General features: G+C 40.4%; 16 protein-coding genes. 15 read left to right on the forward strand and 1 reads right to left on the reverse strand.

Features of this window, described 5'->3' with window-relative positions:
* Window positions 1-75: 75 nt before the first annotated feature.
* On the reverse strand, window positions 76-1251 hold the full coding sequence (locus tag CBG49_RS03100; RefSeq protein ID WP_088593330.1) for a DUF4595 domain-containing protein: 1176 nt from the start codon (window positions 1249-1251) through the stop codon (window positions 76-78).
* A gap of 141 nt (window positions 1252-1392) precedes the next feature.
* Between CBG49_RS03100 and CBG49_RS03105 the strand changes: the two genes are divergently transcribed.
* The 15 genes from CBG49_RS03105 to porM all read left to right on the forward strand — a co-directional run bounded on the left by CBG49_RS03105 (window position 1393) and on the right by porM (window position 17936).
* Window positions 1393-1839 (forward strand): 6-pyruvoyl trahydropterin synthase family protein, encoded by a 447-nt coding sequence (locus tag CBG49_RS03105; protein WP_009414239.1) that lies wholly within the window; start codon window positions 1393-1395, stop codon window positions 1837-1839.
* A 38-nt stretch (window positions 1840-1877) separates the two neighbouring features.
* Window positions 1878-2342, forward strand: a complete 465-nt coding sequence (locus CBG49_RS03110) for a hypothetical protein (protein ID WP_162613455.1) — start codon at window positions 1878-1880, stop codon at window positions 2340-2342.
* Window positions 2343-2377: 35 nt separating this feature from the next.
* Window positions 2378-2872 carry a hypothetical protein gene (locus tag CBG49_RS03115; RefSeq protein WP_088593332.1) on the forward strand — a complete coding sequence of 165 codons (495 nt, stop codon included), beginning with the start codon at window positions 2378-2380 and terminating at the stop codon, window positions 2870-2872.
* A 4-nt stretch (window positions 2873-2876) separates the two neighbouring features.
* On the forward strand, window positions 2877-3950 hold the full coding sequence (locus tag CBG49_RS03120; RefSeq protein ID WP_088593333.1) for a Fic family protein: 1074 nt from the start codon (window positions 2877-2879) through the stop codon (window positions 3948-3950).
* 128 nt (window positions 3951-4078) lie between these two features.
* On the forward strand, window positions 4079-4855 hold the full coding sequence (locus tag CBG49_RS03125; RefSeq protein ID WP_088593334.1) for a UDP-2,3-diacylglucosamine diphosphatase: 777 nt from the start codon (window positions 4079-4081) through the stop codon (window positions 4853-4855).
* Between the two features lie 5 nt (window positions 4856-4860).
* Window positions 4861-5913 (forward strand): DUF4434 domain-containing protein, encoded by a 1053-nt coding sequence (locus CBG49_RS03130; protein ID WP_088593335.1) that lies wholly within the window; start codon window positions 4861-4863, stop codon window positions 5911-5913.
* A gap of 23 nt (window positions 5914-5936) precedes the next feature.
* Window positions 5937-6545, forward strand: coding sequence for a GAG-binding domain-containing protein (locus tag CBG49_RS03135; protein ID WP_088593336.1), 609 nt, complete (start codon window positions 5937-5939; stop codon window positions 6543-6545).
* Window positions 6546-6551: 6 nt separating this feature from the next.
* Window positions 6552-6974: a ribose 5-phosphate isomerase B gene (gene rpiB / locus CBG49_RS03140; RefSeq protein WP_088593337.1), complete on the forward strand. Its 423-nt coding sequence runs from the start codon at window positions 6552-6554 to the stop codon at window positions 6972-6974.
* A 413-nt stretch (window positions 6975-7387) separates the two neighbouring features.
* Window positions 7388-8749: a hypothetical protein gene (locus CBG49_RS03145; protein ID WP_088593338.1), complete on the forward strand. Its 1362-nt coding sequence runs from the start codon at window positions 7388-7390 to the stop codon at window positions 8747-8749.
* A gap of 39 nt (window positions 8750-8788) precedes the next feature.
* Window positions 8789-9889 (forward strand): imelysin family protein, encoded by a 1101-nt coding sequence (locus CBG49_RS03150; RefSeq protein WP_088593339.1) that lies wholly within the window; start codon window positions 8789-8791, stop codon window positions 9887-9889.
* A gap of 86 nt (window positions 9890-9975) precedes the next feature.
* Window positions 9976-11373, forward strand: coding sequence for a di-heme oxidoreductase family protein (locus CBG49_RS03155; protein ID WP_088593340.1), 1398 nt, complete (start codon window positions 9976-9978; stop codon window positions 11371-11373).
* 542 nt (window positions 11374-11915) lie between these two features.
* Entirely contained in the window at window positions 11916-14051 is a 2136-nt protein-coding gene (locus CBG49_RS03160; protein WP_088593341.1) for a prolyl oligopeptidase family serine peptidase, read from the forward strand.
* A 178-nt stretch (window positions 14052-14229) separates the two neighbouring features.
* Window positions 14230-15606: a T9SS ring complex lipoprotein PorK/GldK gene (gene porK / locus CBG49_RS03165; protein ID WP_009414251.1), complete on the forward strand. Its 1377-nt coding sequence runs from the start codon at window positions 14230-14232 to the stop codon at window positions 15604-15606.
* Between the two features lie 62 nt (window positions 15607-15668).
* A complete protein-coding gene (gene porL, locus CBG49_RS03170; protein WP_009414252.1) occupies window positions 15669-16334 on the forward strand; it encodes a type IX secretion system motor protein PorL/GldL in 666 nt (221 codons plus the stop codon).
* A 36-nt stretch (window positions 16335-16370) separates the two neighbouring features.
* A complete protein-coding gene (gene porM / locus CBG49_RS03175; protein ID WP_088593342.1) occupies window positions 16371-17936 on the forward strand; it encodes a type IX secretion system motor protein PorM/GldM in 1566 nt (521 codons plus the stop codon).
* Window positions 17937-17938: the final 2 nt, after the last annotated feature.

Below are 17938 nucleotides of genomic sequence, written 5' to 3' on the forward strand. Positions count from 1 at the left end.
TTTTTATTCGTAATTTTGCAACAAAAAAGCGACTCATTTTCGAGTCGCTTTTTTTATTATTTGTATATTGGAATATTAGTAATTCAACTGATAAGTAGTAGTCATATCACTATTATAGCTAATTTCAACACGAATATTATCTACTACTTGCGCTCCATTTTCAGTTTTAAGTTTGAAAGTGTGGCGAGCTACTTTATTTACTGTTAAGTTGATAGTTTTACCATTCTTATCTTTCTCCACTTTTATAGGGATAATAATATCAAACACTTTTTCATCACTTTTATCACTTACCAATTGGTATTTTTTGTTTTTCTCAGTACCATTTTGAATGTTAGTGATAAGAGTTGTTAATTTTGTTAAATAATCAGCGTCAGTAAAATAACCAAGACCTGTATCACTACCAGCTCTTGCATTTCGGGTTTCGTTGATAGTCTTTACAAAACCATCAGTATCAAAAGTATAAGTATAGTTATTAGTGTAATTTAAAATAGTGCCATCTTCTGTTAAAACCCTTTGTTGTAACAAGTTCTTAGGAGCCACTCCTTGTATCCAACCTATTTGAAAATCGAAATATTGAGCATAACTAGTCACAGCATCCCCTTCAAAGTTGTACAACAAAAACTTATTTTTGTTCAAGTTGTTGTTATAAGAAAGCTGATTTGCAACCGTGGTAACTTTGCCCCTCCAATTTCTCTTTTCACTAATCTTAGTCAGATTGTCATTTGTCCACTCAAAATCACCTCTAGAACCTTTTGTCAATCGTTGGTTACTGTCGTAAGTTCCTAAACCTAACATATTACCAGCAGCGTTGAGTCCCACTTCTCGATTTTCTATACCTCCTGTATCTTCATTAGGAAAAGTTATTTTCACAGAACTATCTCCATAAATAAATGTTTTTACATTATCACTTTTGCCCTCTTCCTTTCTAGTAATCTTTTTGATTCTTCCTTTTTCATCGTATTCATAAGCAAAGTTCAAAGTCTTTGCTACAAATTTTTGACCGTTGAGAGAGGGTTCTAACGCACTTTCAAGAGAAGGGGCAGGAGCACCACCTGTATAGTCTATTTCCACTATGATAGCTTTACAAGTAATTGTTTTTACTTTTTTAGTAGGCAAGTAGTCGCTTTGCGTAGTAGGGGTAGTAGTCCCATTACCACCTTTGCCATCACCGCCATTAGGAGTATCATCGTCTTTACTACCACAACCTACAAGCATTGCCATTGCTGCGATACTGAATAAAATTTTTTTCATTGGAATTGATTTTTATAAGAATATGGGGCAAATGTACGAATAATTTTGCTAATTCTCTAATTATTCACTACATTTGCACCAAAATAATGATTCATTATCAATTGTTAATTGTTAATGAATCATTGTTAATTGTCAATTATTATGATTCGCATTACTAAAAAATTCGACTTTGAAGCAGGACACGCTCTTTTTGGCTATGACGGCAAGTGCAAAAACCTGCACGGACACAGCTATAAACTCTACGTAACAGTGATAGGCGAACCTATCAACAATCCTAACAACGTGAAAAATGGTATGGTTATCGATTTTGGTGACCTCAAACGCATTGTACAGGAGCAAATTATCGATGCTTTCGATCACGCAATGGTTTTCAACGAACTCTCTCCTCACAAAGCCTTAGCCGACGAACTGCGCGCCAAGGGGCATCGCATTATCACGGTGCCTTATCAACCTACCAGCGAAAACCTCGTAACCGACTTTGCCCAGCGTATTGCCTACCAACTACCCGCTGGAGTAGCTCTCTTTTCGGTACGCCTTTGCGAAACCGAAAGTTCCTATGCCGAATGGTTTGCATCAGATAATAAATAAAGACTAAAGCTATGGGGTGGTTTGATTTCTTAAAAGAAATGTTTGTATCTCGTGATAGTGGAGATGAGGCAGCTGCTAAAGCTATCCTGCGCAAGCGTTTTAACAATAATAAGAGCTCAGAAGAAAAACAATATATCTATGATCATTGGAAACGTTTGCGTATTGATGCTGAGAATTGTGATGTATTAAATGAAAGAGCCACTTTTGACTTACAAAAAATTAAAGATGAACATATAGACTATCATTTACACGAACAGATGCTATCCGATGAGAATGTAAATTTGGTAAAGTTGAGTTGTTACGACAAAAGTTTTTCGCCCGCTAAAGCCTACCGTGTAACACTTATTGATTATGATGCAGCTACTGTGAGAGCTAAACTCAACGTACAAGGTTATATAAATGTGTTTATAGACCCAGAAAAACGCGGAAATTACTATGTTGATACCTCTTTTTTGAGTTTAGATCTTTCCATCTTAATAAAAATCTCTGAAATTCGTCAATGAATTAGGAATTAATATATCAAAACAGACATTAAACTATGGAAAATATTATCATTATTGCAATAGCTTTATTAGTACTCTTTTGGTTTATCAAAAAGAAGAATAAAAGAAAATCAAAAAAAATCTCTATAGAAGAAATTCGCAAATATTGGCGCGAAAAACGCATTCCTGCCGATGACTGTGAGGTGAAAGAGGTACCCGCTTTTTATGATAGCAATGCGATGAACGACACTCCTTTTGATAGCAAATTCGGAAAAGCCATACTAATATATAGAGCAATGGCAACTCAAGCTATACTAGCTGAAGATGAAGCTAAAGAAAATATGATACTCACACGCCTGCGTTGTTTCGACAAAAGTACTACCCCTATAGAAGTGTATGAGATTAATTTTGTCAATATAGATCTCGATATATTGCAAGCCAAACTCAACGTGCAAGGCTATGTCAACATCTATTTCAACCCCCAATCTTATCAACTTCATATTGATGCCGAGTTTTTAGAAAAAGACCTCTCTGAACTGATGAATCATTAAGATAATGAAAACAGATTTTACATTACCCTTATTACCACCTCCACCAGAAATTGAAACCCGTGAGATACTCAAACAACTCACCCTCTCTCATAGGCATTTAGCTGAACTGAAAGGGGTAGTAAAAACAATTCCTAATGAGCAAATCCTCATCAATACTCTTTCCTTACAAGAGGCAAAAAGCAGTAGCGAGATTGAAAATATCGTTACCACTCACGACGACCTCTATAAGGAAAACATTATGATTGATACCAACCCAGCCAGCAAAGAGGTACTAAATTATGCCAAAGGCTTGAAAATGGGTTTTGAGATAGTGCGCAATGAACGGTTGTTGCTCAACAAGCATATATTGTTGATTCAGGAGCAACTTGAAGCTAACAAGGCAGGCTTCAGAACGCAAGTGGGCACCAAGCTCGTCAATAGCCATAATGAGGTAGTGTACACACCACCACAAGATAAAGACGAAATACTCAACTTAATGGCAAATCTCGAAAAGTTTATCAACGACCCTGAGTTTTCAGAACTTGACCCACTTACTAAAATGGCAATTATCCATTATCAGTTTGAGAGTATTCACCCTTTTTATGACGGCAATGGTCGTACAGGGCGTATCATCAATATCTTGTATTTGGTATTACAAGGTTTGCTCGATTTGCCCGTGCTTTACCTGAGTAGGTATATCATTCAACATAAAACTGATTATTACAAAGCTTTGCAAGGAGTGAGAACCAAAGGCGATTGGGAAACGCTTATTTTTTATTTACTCAAAGGAGTAGAAGTAACCGCTATTGAAACTATTGAGATGGTACAAAACATCAAAACGCTGATGCAACAAACCAAACAACGCTTGCGCAGTGAGCTACCCAAGATATACAGTCAGGATTTACTGAACAACCTCTTTAAAAACCCATATACTAAGATAGAGTTTTTGCAAGAAGATTTGGATATAGTTAGGCGTACTGCACAAAACTATTTAGATACGATTGCTGAAATAGGGTTGATTAGTAAGTTGAAAATAGGGAAGTCAAACTATTATATCAACGAAAATTTGATAAAAGTACTCCAAAGAGAAAAAGTATAACGTGGCAAAAAAACGCCATTTTTTTCCACGTATGACACAACGTGGCAAAAAAACGCCATTTTTTGCCATATCACATTCTTCATTTATACAAAATCGACTTTTTGTATAGATGATAACTTAAAGAACCAATGTTATCTATAGAATTACCCAAAGATAAAAAGATATACTTCGCCTCCGATAATCACCTCGGAGCGCCCACTGCTGCCGAAAGCAAACCCCGCGAAGCTAAATTTGTGCAATGGCTTGACAGCATCAAAGCTGATGCAGGATCCATCTTCCTTCTTGGCGACCTTTTCGACTTTTGGTTTGAGTACAAAACAGTTGTCCCCAAAGGCTTTGTACGTACTTTGGGCAAGCTGGCGGAACTGCGCGATAGTGGTATTCCTATCTACTTTTTTGTAGGCAATCACGATTTGTGGATGGACGATTATTTCGAAACGGAATTAGGAATCCCCGTATACCGCCGTCCGCTGGAAGTAGAATGTGCAGGCAAACGTTTTTTGATAGGGCACGGCGATGGCTTAGGGCCTGGTGATAAAGGTTACAAGCGGATGAAAAAAGTCTTTACCAATCCCTTTTGCAAATGGCTTTTCCGCTGGTTACACCCCGATATAGGCGTGCGATTGGCGCAATACCTCTCGGTGAAAAACAAACTCATCTCAGGGGCTGAAGATGTACATTTCTTGGGAGAAGACAACGAATGGTTGGTGCAGTATTGCAAGCGCAAACTCGAAACCCAGCATTACGATTATTTTTTGTTTGGTCACCGGCATTTACCAATGACCATCAAAGTAGGGGAGGGGAGTACCTATATCAACACCGGTGACTGGATACACTACTTTACCTATGCCTTTTTTGACCCCCAATCCGGTGAATTGAAAATCAGAGAATTTACAAAAGAATAACACCTATGAAAAAGATTTTACTCTTTATCCTGCTCTGCACTTCCTGCCTTATAGCTTGTAAAAAAGAGAATAACGAAGAAAAAGGTTGTGAATATCCTCAGCAAACAACCCCAAAAGCCCTTACAGGTACTTTTGTGCAGCTCTTTGGCAAAGGTGATTGGAGTGAAACACAATGGGATGAGCTCCTCACCGAAATCAAAGATTTAGGAATGAATACCCTTATTGTGCAATATACCGCATTCAAAAATCCTTCCAACGATATCACTTGGTTCAATTCGGCAAATGCGTTCACCGCTACCAAAAGCAAACACACCCTTGAACGTGTGTTGGCATCTGCTCAGCGAAAGGGGATAGAGGTGCATATAGGTTTACATTTTGATGATTCTTATTGGAAACATCAAACCGATGTAGCATGGCTACAAACACAAGCCAATTATTGTATTGCCATAGCCGAAGAAATTCAAGCACAGTTTGGCACACATTCTGCTTTCAAAGGCTGGTATATTCCGCACGAGCCTGAGCCCAATGTTTATAATACCGATGAGAAAGTACGCCTTTTTAGAGAACAATTTGTAGATCGCATTTCCAGCCGTTTGCACCAATTGAACAACAAACCTGTGTCTATCGCTGCCTTTTGGAATAGCTCACTTTCCACACCTGAGCAACTGCAACACTTTATGGCAGAATTAGCTAAAAGCAACCTGCAAATTATAATGTTGCAAGATGGCGTAGGCGCACAACACGTAACCCTTGAGCGCCTTGCAAGCTATTATGAGGCTGCACAACGCGGACTCTTTGAAGAAAACAAAAACTATAAAGGTGTATTTTGGAGTGATTTAGAAACCTTTGCATCGCCCAATGGTCAGTATCCTTTTCATCCTGCTACTTTCGATAGGGTAAAACAACAATTAGAGACAGCCCTTTCTATTAAAAAGGTCAGTAAAGTAGTATCTTTTCAGTATTTTGATGATATGAGCACTAACAGCCCGCACAAAACCAAAGCCGATGCCCTCCGAGAAGCTTACAAAAACTATATCAAACATAAAAACTCACTTTAACCGTAAGTATTAATTAACTTTATATGAAACATTATTTTATTTTTACAGTAATTGCATTAGCAATATCCTTTGCCACAGGGTGTAAGAAAGACGATAACACCCCCGAAACCACAAAAAAAGAGGCTATTCCGCACAAAGCGAATATCGCCTATTACAAAACCGATGTGAAAGATATAAGCACCTATAAAGAGCTTATTGATCAAACCGTTGCCGAGTACAACACCTTGCTCGCTGCGGTCGATAAATTACCTCAATATCCTAAGGATAAATACAAATATGCTGGGCAAGATTACGCTTGGACAGAAGGAAAGAGAATCTCAAATGAACTCCTCCAAAATTATAACAATAAAAAGAACAATATCGATGTAGCTCTAGCTAAAAAAACTTATGAAGATTTATACCAATACGGAGTGGTATATGCTCACATAGAACTAATGGCGCGCCAAGCTGAGGTATATCGCAAGGAATACCCTACCAATACCGAAATAGAAAAGCTTATTGAGAAAACTTTTGATGGTTTATATACAACCCAAGAGGGAAATGAGCACTTTATAAAATCAACCAATGAAGAAATTGTAGCAAACTACAACAAAATCATCGACATAGTAAACAAATTAAAATCACAACAATAAAATAAAATGAAAATAGCCATAGGGAACGACCACGCAGGAGTCGATTACAAGAACGCTATCGCAGCCTTTTTAAAAACCAAAAATATTGAAGTTCTTAACTTCGGAACCGATACCCCCGAAAGTGTTGACTACCCCGATTTCGGTCACGCTGTCGCACGAGCCTTGGAAGAAGGCAAAGCCGACCTCGGTATCGTGATTTGCGGCAGTGGCAACGGCATCGCAATGACTGCCAACAAGCACCCCCACGTGCGTTGCGCTGTATGTTGGACGAAAGAACTTTCAGCCCTTGCCCGTGCCCATAACGATGCCAATGTACTCAGCATCCCCGCCCGTTTCACCGCCATTGAGCAAGCAGTAGAAATTGCCAACGCTTTCTTAATCACCCCATTTGAGGGCGGTCGACACGAACGCCGTGTAAAGAAAATTTAAAATCACATCACACACTTTGGCAAAGTCCTTGGACTTTGCCAAAGTTGATTATTAGTTGATCTCTCAAATAATCAATCACTTTTAGAGCATGTTATGTAGGGGCGTTTTGCAAACGCCCTTATTTACAACGCCCTCCCACCTCCGAGATTCTCCAATATTCTCTGAGATTCTCCCAGATTCTCCCAGATTCTCCCAGATTCTCCGAGATTTTCCAAAAACTCCTAAATCATCAGTTGATTCCTCAAATAATCAATCACTTTTAGATCACATTATGTAGGGGCGTTTTGCAAACGCCCCTATTTATAAACTCCACTCCCTCTAAAACCTTCTAAAAAAAAAATCTATAAATTATTTGGAAGTATAATAAATAAACTATACTTTTGCATCGAATTATTCTAAACAACGTGTTTTCGATGAAAAAGATAATGGCTATAGCATTGATTTCCAGCTTCCCTATGCTATTAAAAGCACAAGAAGTTACCGACTATAATAGTATGAAGGAAACAATCAAGCAGGAAATTCTTCAGGAGTTAAAACAAAAAGATTCTCTTGATAAAGAAAAAGAGAAAAAATCACTCCTCAGTTGGGATAAATTTTCTTTTAGCGGCTATGGAGCAGTAAACTATTACAATTATGGTACTTACGACTCCGATTCGCAAATCCGCGACAAGATAGACCCCGAGCGTCTCAATCTGTATATAGGCTATCGCTTCAACGACTGGATAAGTATGCGCTCTGAAGTAGAGTTTGAACACGGTGGCACAGGCGCAACTATGGAATACGACGTCCAAGAAGAAGCCGGAGAATTTGAACAAGAAATTGAAGCTGGGGGTGAGGTAAAACTCGAACAAATGTACCTCGATTTCCATCTCCGCCCCTATCTCGGCGTGCGCGTAGGACGCGTAAAACTACACCTAAACCTCGCCCAAACCCTCGACCGACCCACTGCTTACTTCACCACCCATAAACCTAATATGGAAAACGAAATCCTCCCCTTAGGTTGGTATGAAAACGGACTACAATTATACGGCACTTTCCTCAAAAACTTCAAATACGAACTCTCTTTTACTAACGGACTCGACTCTTCTGGCTTCAGCTCCCGTAACTTCGTAAAAGGCGGTCATCAACTCCGTTTTGAAATGGCTAATGCCGATGCTTGGGCTTACTCAGGTAAAATTGATTATCTCTTCGGAAAAAATAAACATACCTTTATAGGCGCTGGATTCTACTACGGTAACTCTAACCCCAATCGTTCCAAAAAAGATATTACTAAAAACGGCTATGTAACCCTCTTCACAGCTCACCTTTCTTACGACGAAGGCCCTTTGCGTTTTAATGCAGCCCTTATTTGGGGAACCGTACAAAACTCCGACCTTATCTCAGCGGCTAACCGTCGCTTGTCAAGCACTTTAGGCGTAAAACGTACCAATGTAGGCAAAGAGGCTATGGGTGTATCTTCCGAAATAGGCTATGATATACTCCACCTTTTCCCCACTCTAAACACTCAACAAAAACTATATCCTTTTGTACGTTATGAGTACTACGATACAATGCGAAAAACACAAGGAAACATCATTAGAAGTCCTAAATGGGAACGCAAAGCATTCACCGCTGGTCTCAACTGGTTTATCACCCCTCAAATAGTAGCTAAAGCTCATTACGAATGGCGTACCTTAGGTGCTGATTTCTACGATATGACCCAAATAATCCCCGTGTATATGGGTAGAAAAATGAAAGAAAACACTTTCTCTGCTGGTATCGCTTTCTCTTTCTAACTCCTAAACAAGTAACTAATATCTAAATAAATAAGCTATATGAAATCCAAAATCTTAACACTCAGTACAATTGCAGCCCTCTTCTTCATTGGCTGTAACAAAGACGATAACAACGACGACGAACAACAAAAACTTGCTGCTCAAGTAGCTGCTGAACAAGCCGTAATCAACGATGTTGTTAATAATGTAATTGTCCCTACTTATCACGAATTAGATGCCAAAACCAATGCAATGGTTACCGCACTTACCTCTTTAGAAAATAATGCTACCGATGCCAATCTCACAGCAGCACGAGAAGCTTGGAAAACAGCCCGTACCCCTTGGGAACAATCCGAAGGCTTCCTATACGGCCCCGTAAAACTCCCTGAAGACCTCGATGAAGCAATGGATACTTGGCCTGTAGACGTTAATGCTATGAACAATATCATCAACGGAACAGCATCTATCACCGCCGATGTAATTAAAAGTAACCCCGAAACACGTGGATTCCACCTTATAGAATACCTCATTTGGGGTGAAAATGGCAATGCAACAGCAGCTTCTCTCTCCGCTCGACAAAAAGAATATCTAAAAGCAGCTGCTGAAGATATGAAAAACAATACTGCTGCTGTACTCAACGGATGGACTAAAGGTCAAAAATATGCCGAAGACTTCTACAACGCATCTAAAGGTACCGGTAAATACAAAACAACTGCAAATGCTGTCTCCGAAATCGCATCTGGCTTATGGCATATAGCCAATGAAGTAGCGGCCGAAAAAATAGCCAACTGTTTCAACGAATCTGGTGACCCTCTATTTGATAAAGAAGAATCTCGCTTTAGCAACAATTCTAAAAAAGACTTCGCCGATAACATCCGCAGTATTCAAAATATCTATTTAGGCAAATACAACGGCAAACAAGGTAAAGGAATTTCCGACCTCATCAAAGCAAAAGACACTGCCCTCGATACCAAACTCAAAAACAAAATACAAGAAGCTATCGACAACCTCGAAGCCATCCCTGGCACTTTCACTCAGGCAATCACCAAAGGAAATGCAGCTGGTAATGCCGCTGTAAAAAAAGCCCAACAAACAGTATTTGAACTACGTGATATTATAGAAAAAGAAGTAAACAAATACTATGCAATCACTAAAGGTTAATCAAAACAACCGCTAATTTTTAAAACGGCAAAGAGAAACTTTTCTCATTGCCGTTTTCCTCATAGTTTAAAAAAACTAACATTCCAATGAAAAAAATAATAACCACACTTACCTTTAGTACACTACTATTGATGAGTTGCTCTAAAAGCGATAGCTCTGATTCCGATGAGTATGAAGGGCTCACCCTATTAGACCTCAACGAACGTATCTATGCAGGAGGAGCTACTACTATATTTAGTGAAAATAGCTTAGCCTATAGTGTAGCAGCCCCTAACCTTACTGAAGCTGAAGACGATAAACACACCATTGGCGACCGCGCTTTCGAAACTACTTTTGTAACCAACCCCGCTCCTGTCTACGGTGGTTTAGGACCTATTTTCAACAGTAACTCTTGCATCAGCTGCCACCCTGGCGATGGTAGAGCCGCATTTCCTACTGATTTAGAACGCTCACGTGGCTTCTTTATGCGCGTAAGTCTCCCCGGTACCGATGCTCACGGAGGCCCCTTACCCGTTCCTGGTTTCGGAACCCAAGTACAGAACCGAGCCCTCACTGGCTTCCAGCCCGAAGGTAAATATGCTGTAAGCTTTACCGATTCTATCGTCACCTTCCGCGACGGCTCTAAAGTAACCCTTAAAGTACCTCACTACACCCTCAATGGCGTAAGTGCTACCGTACCTCCTAACATCCTCATCTCTCCGCGCACAAGTATGCCCATCTATGGCTTAGGACTCTTAGAAAATATTCCCGAAGCCGATCTCAAAGCCTTAGAAGATGTAAACGATGCAAACAACGACGGCATCTCTGGAAAAATAAACTACGTGTGGGACGGCGTTCACAAAAAAAGAATGGTAGGGCGATTCGGATGGAAAGCCAATACCGCTACCCTTTTAGACGAAGCTGCTGGGTCTTTCTCAGGCGATTTAGGAGTAACAAACCCTTATTATCCCGTCGAAATAGGTAAAGGGCAAGCTCATTCCGATGACGGCAAAAACGACGACCCCGAAATGAGCAAGGAAATGGTTGATGCTACCGAGTTCTACCTCCAAACATTAGCTGTACCTGCTATGCGTAATGCCCATAAAAAATCAGTGCGTTATGGAGCATATATATTTGAGGGCATTGGTTGTGCCAAATGCCATACTGTAAAACAACGCACCCTCAATGCCCCCACTCCAGCCCTTGCTAACCAAACCTTCTACCCCTATACCGATATGCTACTCCACGATATGGGACCCGCTCTCGCCGACAACCGCCCCGACTTCTTAGCCAACGGACGTGAATGGCGCACCCGCCCTCTATGGGGAATAGGCTTACAGGAAATAGCCAGTGGGCACACCAATTTTCTCCACGACGGTCGTGCTAAAAACATCACCGAAGCTATTTTGTGGCACGGAGGTGAAAGTGAAAAATCCAAAAAAATATTCCTAAAACTCACCAAAAAAGAACGTGAAGACCTCTTAGAGTTCCTCAACAGCATTTAGAAAAACAGAATCAATAGAAGCTACCCCAAAAGCCCTAAAATTCACCTTTGTATCGCTACACTTTGGCAAAGTCCTTAGACTTTGCCAAAGTTGATTACCCATATAATCAATCACCTTTAAAGTATGTTATGTAGGGGCTGTCCGAAAAGTCTAAAAATCGCTTTTGCATCATAAACTTTGTCAAAGTCCCAAAACTTTGACAAAGTCTATAATCCTGATAATCAATCACTTTTAGAGTGTATTATGTAGGGGCGTTTTGCAAACACCCCCTCAAGAAAAACTTTTAGGACAGCCCCCCCAAAAAAACATTTTGTAAGCGCCCTTATTTGCAAATGCTCATAACGCCCCCACAAAAAAACATTTTGTAAACGCCCTTATTTGCAAACGCCCACAACACCCCCAAAAAAACTTTTCAAACACCCTCCCACCTCCAATCTTCTCCGAGATTCTCCCAGATTCTCCAAAAACTCCTAAATCATTACAAACAATAATTTGCTTAATACAAAACTATTTAATAACTTTGCCAAAAAATATTTAATGATATGACCCATAAACTATTCCCCGCCGCACTACTACTATTAGTAGCCTGTAATCAAAACCCTAACAACCCTAACACCGAAAAAATGACTTACCCTCAAACTCGTACCGACAACACCGTCGATACCTATTTCGGCACTCAAATCGCCGACCCCTACCGTTGGCTCGAAGACGACCGCTCTACCGAAACCGCCCAGTGGGTAAAAACTCAAAACAACTTCACCTTCGCCTATCTCTCCAAAATCCCCTATAGGCAAACCATTAAACAAAAACTCGAAAAACTTTGGAACTACGAAAAAATAGGCGCACCCTTCACCGAAGGCGACTACACTTATTATTATAAGAACAACGGATTGCAAAACCAGTCTGTGCTCTATCGTAAAGATAAAAACGGTAAAGAAGAAGTTTTCTTAGACCCCAATACCTTCTCAAACGATGGAACCACCTCTTTAGGCGAAGTAGCCTTCTCCGAAGATGGCTCTTTAGTAGCCTACCTCATCTCCGAAGGCGGTAGCGACTGGCGCAAAGGCATCGTCCTCAACGCCAAAACCAAAGAAGTAATAGGCGACACCTTAATAGATATCAAGTTCAGCTCTATTGCTTGGAAAGGCAACGAAGGTTTCTTCTACTCCAGTTATGATAAACCCAAAGGAAGTGAACTATCAGCTAAAACCGACCAACATAAACTCTACTACCACCAACTCGGTACACCCCAAAAAAATGATGCTCTCATCTTTGGCGGTACTCCTGCCGAAAAATATCGCTATGTATCAGGAGTAGTCTCTTTAGATGCCCATTACCTAATCATCTCAGCGGCAGTAAACACCTCAGGTAACAAACTCTTCTTAAAAGACCTCAAAAACCCTAAAGCCCCTTTAGTAACCATTACCAACGATTTCAATGCCGATACCCATTTCATTGATAACGACGGATCAACCCTATTCTTTGAAACCAATCTCAATGCCCCTAACGGACGATTAGTGAAAACCGAAGCCACCAAACCACAACCCGAACATTGGCAAGATGTCGTCCCCGAAACCAAAAACGTATTGAGTATCACCGCAACAGGGCATTATTTCTTCGCACACTATATGGTCGATGCCCTCTCGCAAATAAAACAATATAACTATAAAGGTGAGTTAGTACGCGATGTGAAACTCCCCAGCATAGGTACAGCCGCTGGTTTCCACGCCAAAAAACAAGAAACTCACACCTATTTCTCTTTCACCAATTACGCCTATCCTACCCAAATATACAAAATGGACTTAGCTACAGGCGATACACAGCTCTATTGGAAACCCAATATCGCCTTCGACCCCAATAACTACGAATCCAAGCAAGTATTCTACACCTCTAAAGATGGCACCAAAATACCAATGATGATTACCTATAAAAAAGGAATCAAACACAACGGTAAAAACCCCACCTTATTATATGGTTACGGCGGATTCAACATCAGCCTAATGCCAACCTTCAGCGTCGCCAATGCCGTATGGATGGAACTCGGTGGTGTGTATGCAGTACCCAATTTGCGTGGAGGAGGTGAATATGGTAAACAATGGCACAATGCAGGTACCAAAATGCAAAAACAAAACGTCTTCGACGATTTTATAGCCGCCGCCGAGTACCTCGTAAACGAAAAATATACCTCCCCACAATACCTCGCTATCAAAGGAGGATCTAACGGAGGGCTACTCGTTGGCGCTACAATGTTGCAACGCCCCGACTTATTTAAAGTTGCCCTGCCCGCCGTCGGAGTACTCGATATGTTGCGATATCACACCTTCACCGCTGGTGCTGGGTGGGCTTACGACTATGGTACTGCTAACGATAGCAAAGAAATGTTCCAATACCTAAAAGCCTATTCACCACTCCATAATGTAAAAAAAGGTGTCAGTTACCCCGCAACCCTCATCACCACTGGCGACCACGACGATAGAGTAGTGCCCGCACACAGCTTTAAGTTCGCCGCCGAACTCCAAGCTAAACAAACAGGCAACAACCCTATCTTGATAAGAATAGAAACTAATGCAGGGCACGGCGCCGGAACTCCCGTAAGCAAAACTATTGAACAAAACGCCGATTTGCAAGCTTTCACCTTGTGGAATATGGGAGTAAAAAAACTAAATTTAAAAGACTAAAATACACAAAAAAATGAACTTTTCTTTTAATCTTTTTTTACATTTGAAGCCCTTTAATCCTTTAAAATGTAAAGATATTGTTAAATTTTATAGTTTATAGAAATAAATAGTGAATTTTTTTTGCGTGTGTAAAAAATTATGCGTACGTTTGCGCCCTAATTAAATGTGAATTTAAACAATGTTTATGGCAAGAAGAATAATCGTAGTGCTACTTGTGCTTTTAACAATGTCTGCTTGTAAACGCGGAAGTGGCGATGGCAAGGGAGAGCTCGTAGGAGTAAGAGGTAAGAGCTGGAAGCAACCTACCCCTTACGGTATGGCGCTCATCCCGAGTGGTTCTTTCATTATGGGTAGTTCCGATGATGATAAAACTGCGAGTTTAAACGCAACAATCAAAACTGTGAGCGTTGGTTCTTTCTATATGGATGAAACCGAAATCACAAATAGCGAGTACCGCCAGTTTGTCAATTGGGTACGCGATTCTATCATCCGTACACAATTAGCCGATATGGCTGAACAAACAGGCCAAGGACCAGGAAGTGGCGGAATAGGTGAATACGCCTATCTCGACGCCAATACCGAAAAAATGAACGCTTGGCAACAGTACCTCCAAAACACTTACGGTGATGATAAAGCGCGAAAACTAAACAAAAAAGTAGCCCTCATTTGGGACGTAAACAAATTCCCAGACGAGTACTACTCCGAAGTAATGGACAAAATGTATTTGCCCGAAGAAGAAGCTTACAACGGCAAACGCATTATGGACGTCCAAAAATTCGAGTTCAAATACCAATGGCTCGATATGGATAAAGCCGCTCGTAAGAGAGGTAACCGTAAAGACTTCATCAAAGAAGAAATCGTGAAAGTATACCCCGATACAACCGTATGGATTCGCGACTTCAACTATTCTTATAATGAGCCTATGCACAACGACTACTTCTGGCACGAAGCTTATAGCGACTATCCCGTTGTAGGCGTAAGCTGGATCCAAGCTAAGGCTTTCTGCGAATGGCGCACCTTGAACAAAAACTCTTACCAAAAATCAAAAGGTGATTACACCGTTAACTCTTTCCGCCTTCCTATTGAATCCGAATGGGAATACGCCGCTCGCGGTGGATTATCTGGAGCAACTTACCCTTGGGGAGGCCCCTATACTTACGACGATAAAGCTTGCTTCCTCGCGAACTTTAAACCTATGCGCGGCGACTACGCCTCCGATAACGCTCTCTACACCGTAGAAGCTAAATCTTACGAACCTAACGGATATAACCTATATAATATGGCTGGTAACGTATCCGAATGGACTAACACCTCTTACGACCCTAACTCTTATGAGTATATGTCTTCTATGAACCCTAACGTTCTCGACGATAGCAACCGTCGTAAAGTAATACGAGGCGGCTCTTGGAAAGACGTCGCTTTTATGCTACAAGTAAATACTCGTGATTACGAATATCAAGATTCAGCTCGTAGCTACATCGGTTTCCGTACCGTTCAAGACTTTATGGGTGTTAGCGAAAAACAACAAGCTAAATCCGCAAGAGGTTATAGATAATAATCAAAAAAGTAAAACAAATCAAACTAATTTAACAACATTTATTTAATAATTAAAGTATTATGGCAGGAAGTAAAGTAACAAAAACAATTTTTCAATACGCTTATGGTATTGGTGCCTCAATCGTAATCGTTGGTGCCTTAGCTAAAATTTTGCACGCAGATATCTTAGGTATGAGCGGTAGTTTCCTTTTAGCAGTAGGTATGGGAACTGAAGCTGTAATCTTCTTTATGTCAGCTTTTGAGCCTCAAGAAGAAGATTTAGATTGGTCTTTAGTTTACCCAGAACTTAAAGGTGGCGCTCCCTTGTCTCGTCAAGGAGTTATGGCACAACAAAGCCAAGACGACAAACTCATCAGAGAGTCTTTGTCTGAAAAGTTAGACAATATCTTAGCCGAAGCTAAGATCGATGCAAACTTAATGCGTTCCTTGGGTAGATCTATCGAAAATTTCGCCGAAGCAAGTAAAGAAATCGCTCCTGTAACCAATACTATGGTGGCTACTCACAAATACGGAGAAGAACTTTCTGAAGCTGCTTCTAACTTAGAATCTCTCAACAGCCTTTACAAATTACAATTAGAAAGAACTGAAAGACAAGTGTCTGCACAAGCAGGAATTGCCGAAAATCTTGATTCTTTGAATCAACAGATGCTTTCTTTCAAAGATAACCTAAGATCTTTGAACACAATCTATGGAGGAATGTTATCTGCAATGAGCGGTGCACGATAAGAGTAATTATTTATTAACTTATTAAAAAAATAGCTTATGGCAGGTGGAAAATTAAGCAATAGACAGAAGATGATTAACCTGATGTATCTTGTCTTCCTCGCAATGATCGCACTCAATATGGGAAAACAAGTACTAGATGCTTTCGGGTTAGTAAATCAAAAATTTGAAGTATCAAATAAACGCGATACTCAGGGAATTAGCTCAGCGATGGAACAACTAGCGCTCAAAGCAAGCGAAAGTCCCGCTCAGTTTGCCCAAATCAACGAGCAATCTAAGCAAATCAAATCCATTTCCGACGAATTGTACAACTATGTACAAGGTCTTAAAGATGGACTTGAAAAAGCAATCGGGCAAAGTGATAAAAAGGTAAACGAAAAAGATTACCAAGCAATGGATAAATCTGATTATACTGATCACTTATTCTTTGCCGAAGGCGCTACCGAAGGTAAAAAATTCGTAGAAAACATCAAAAACTATCGCGAAGCCCTATTAAAAGTGTTAGGTGATAACCCAGCTTATGCTGATATCGCAAAAAAAGTTAAAGATAACTTTAATACCGATGCAGTAAAAGATAGAGATGGTAACACCGTTCAATGGTTGAACTTCAACTTCGAAGGTTTCCCTTACATCGCTACTTTAGCAAAATTCTCTATGATGCAATCTGATATCTTATCAGTACAACAAGAGTTCGTTTCTAAAGCGTTGGAAGGTCAATTGAAAACTCAAGTATCAATGACTAACTATACTACTTTGCTCGAGCAAGGTAAAGGTGCTTTCTATCAAGGTGAAAAATTCGACGGTGCTATCGTTTTAGGTAGAAAAGATCCTACTACCCGCCCTAACTCCGTAGAACTTTCATTAGACGGTAGAAAATTAGGACCAAGTGATTATACTATCGAAGATGGTCGTGTGAAATTGAATGTAGGTGCAGGTAATGCCGGTGAACACAAAATTACTGGTAACCTCTACTTCGATGAAGATGGCAAACGTATCGCAGTGCCTGTAGCACAATCATTCTCTACCATCCCTAGACCTAACTCAGCAGTTATCTCTGCCGATAAGATGAACGTAGTATACCGCGGTGTTGATAACCCTATCACTATCTCTATGCCTGGTGTGCCTAACAACAAAATTTCTGCTTCAGCTCCTGGTCTTTCAAGATCTGGTAGTGCTTGGGTAATGCGTCCTGGTCAAGGTAAAGAAGTAACCATTTCTGTAAGTGGTGAAATCGACGGTCAACGCTTTAGCTCTTCTAAATTGTTCCGTATCAAAAATATCCCACGTGCCTCTGGTAGTATGGGTGGTATGATTGGAGACGCTAAATTGCCTAAACAAAACGTTGGTGTATTACCTGTAATGGCCGTACTTGAAGACTTCGATTTCGACTTGAAACTCCAAGTAAATGAGTTCAAAGTGTTTATCCCTGGTCAACCTAGTATCATCGTAAAAGGTGGTAAATTTAATGAACAAGCTCGCGCAGCCGTATCAAGAGCTAAACGCGGTGATAAGATACAAGTGTTTGACATCAAAGCTAGTATCGTTGGTAACTCAAGCTTGAAATTACCTCCAGTATCACCTATCATTATTGAAATAACAAACTAACA

The sequence above is a fragment of the Capnocytophaga endodontalis genome (assembly GCF_002209445.1).
Taxonomy (GTDB): Bacteria; Bacteroidota; Bacteroidia; order Flavobacteriales; family Flavobacteriaceae; genus Capnocytophaga; species Capnocytophaga periodontitidis.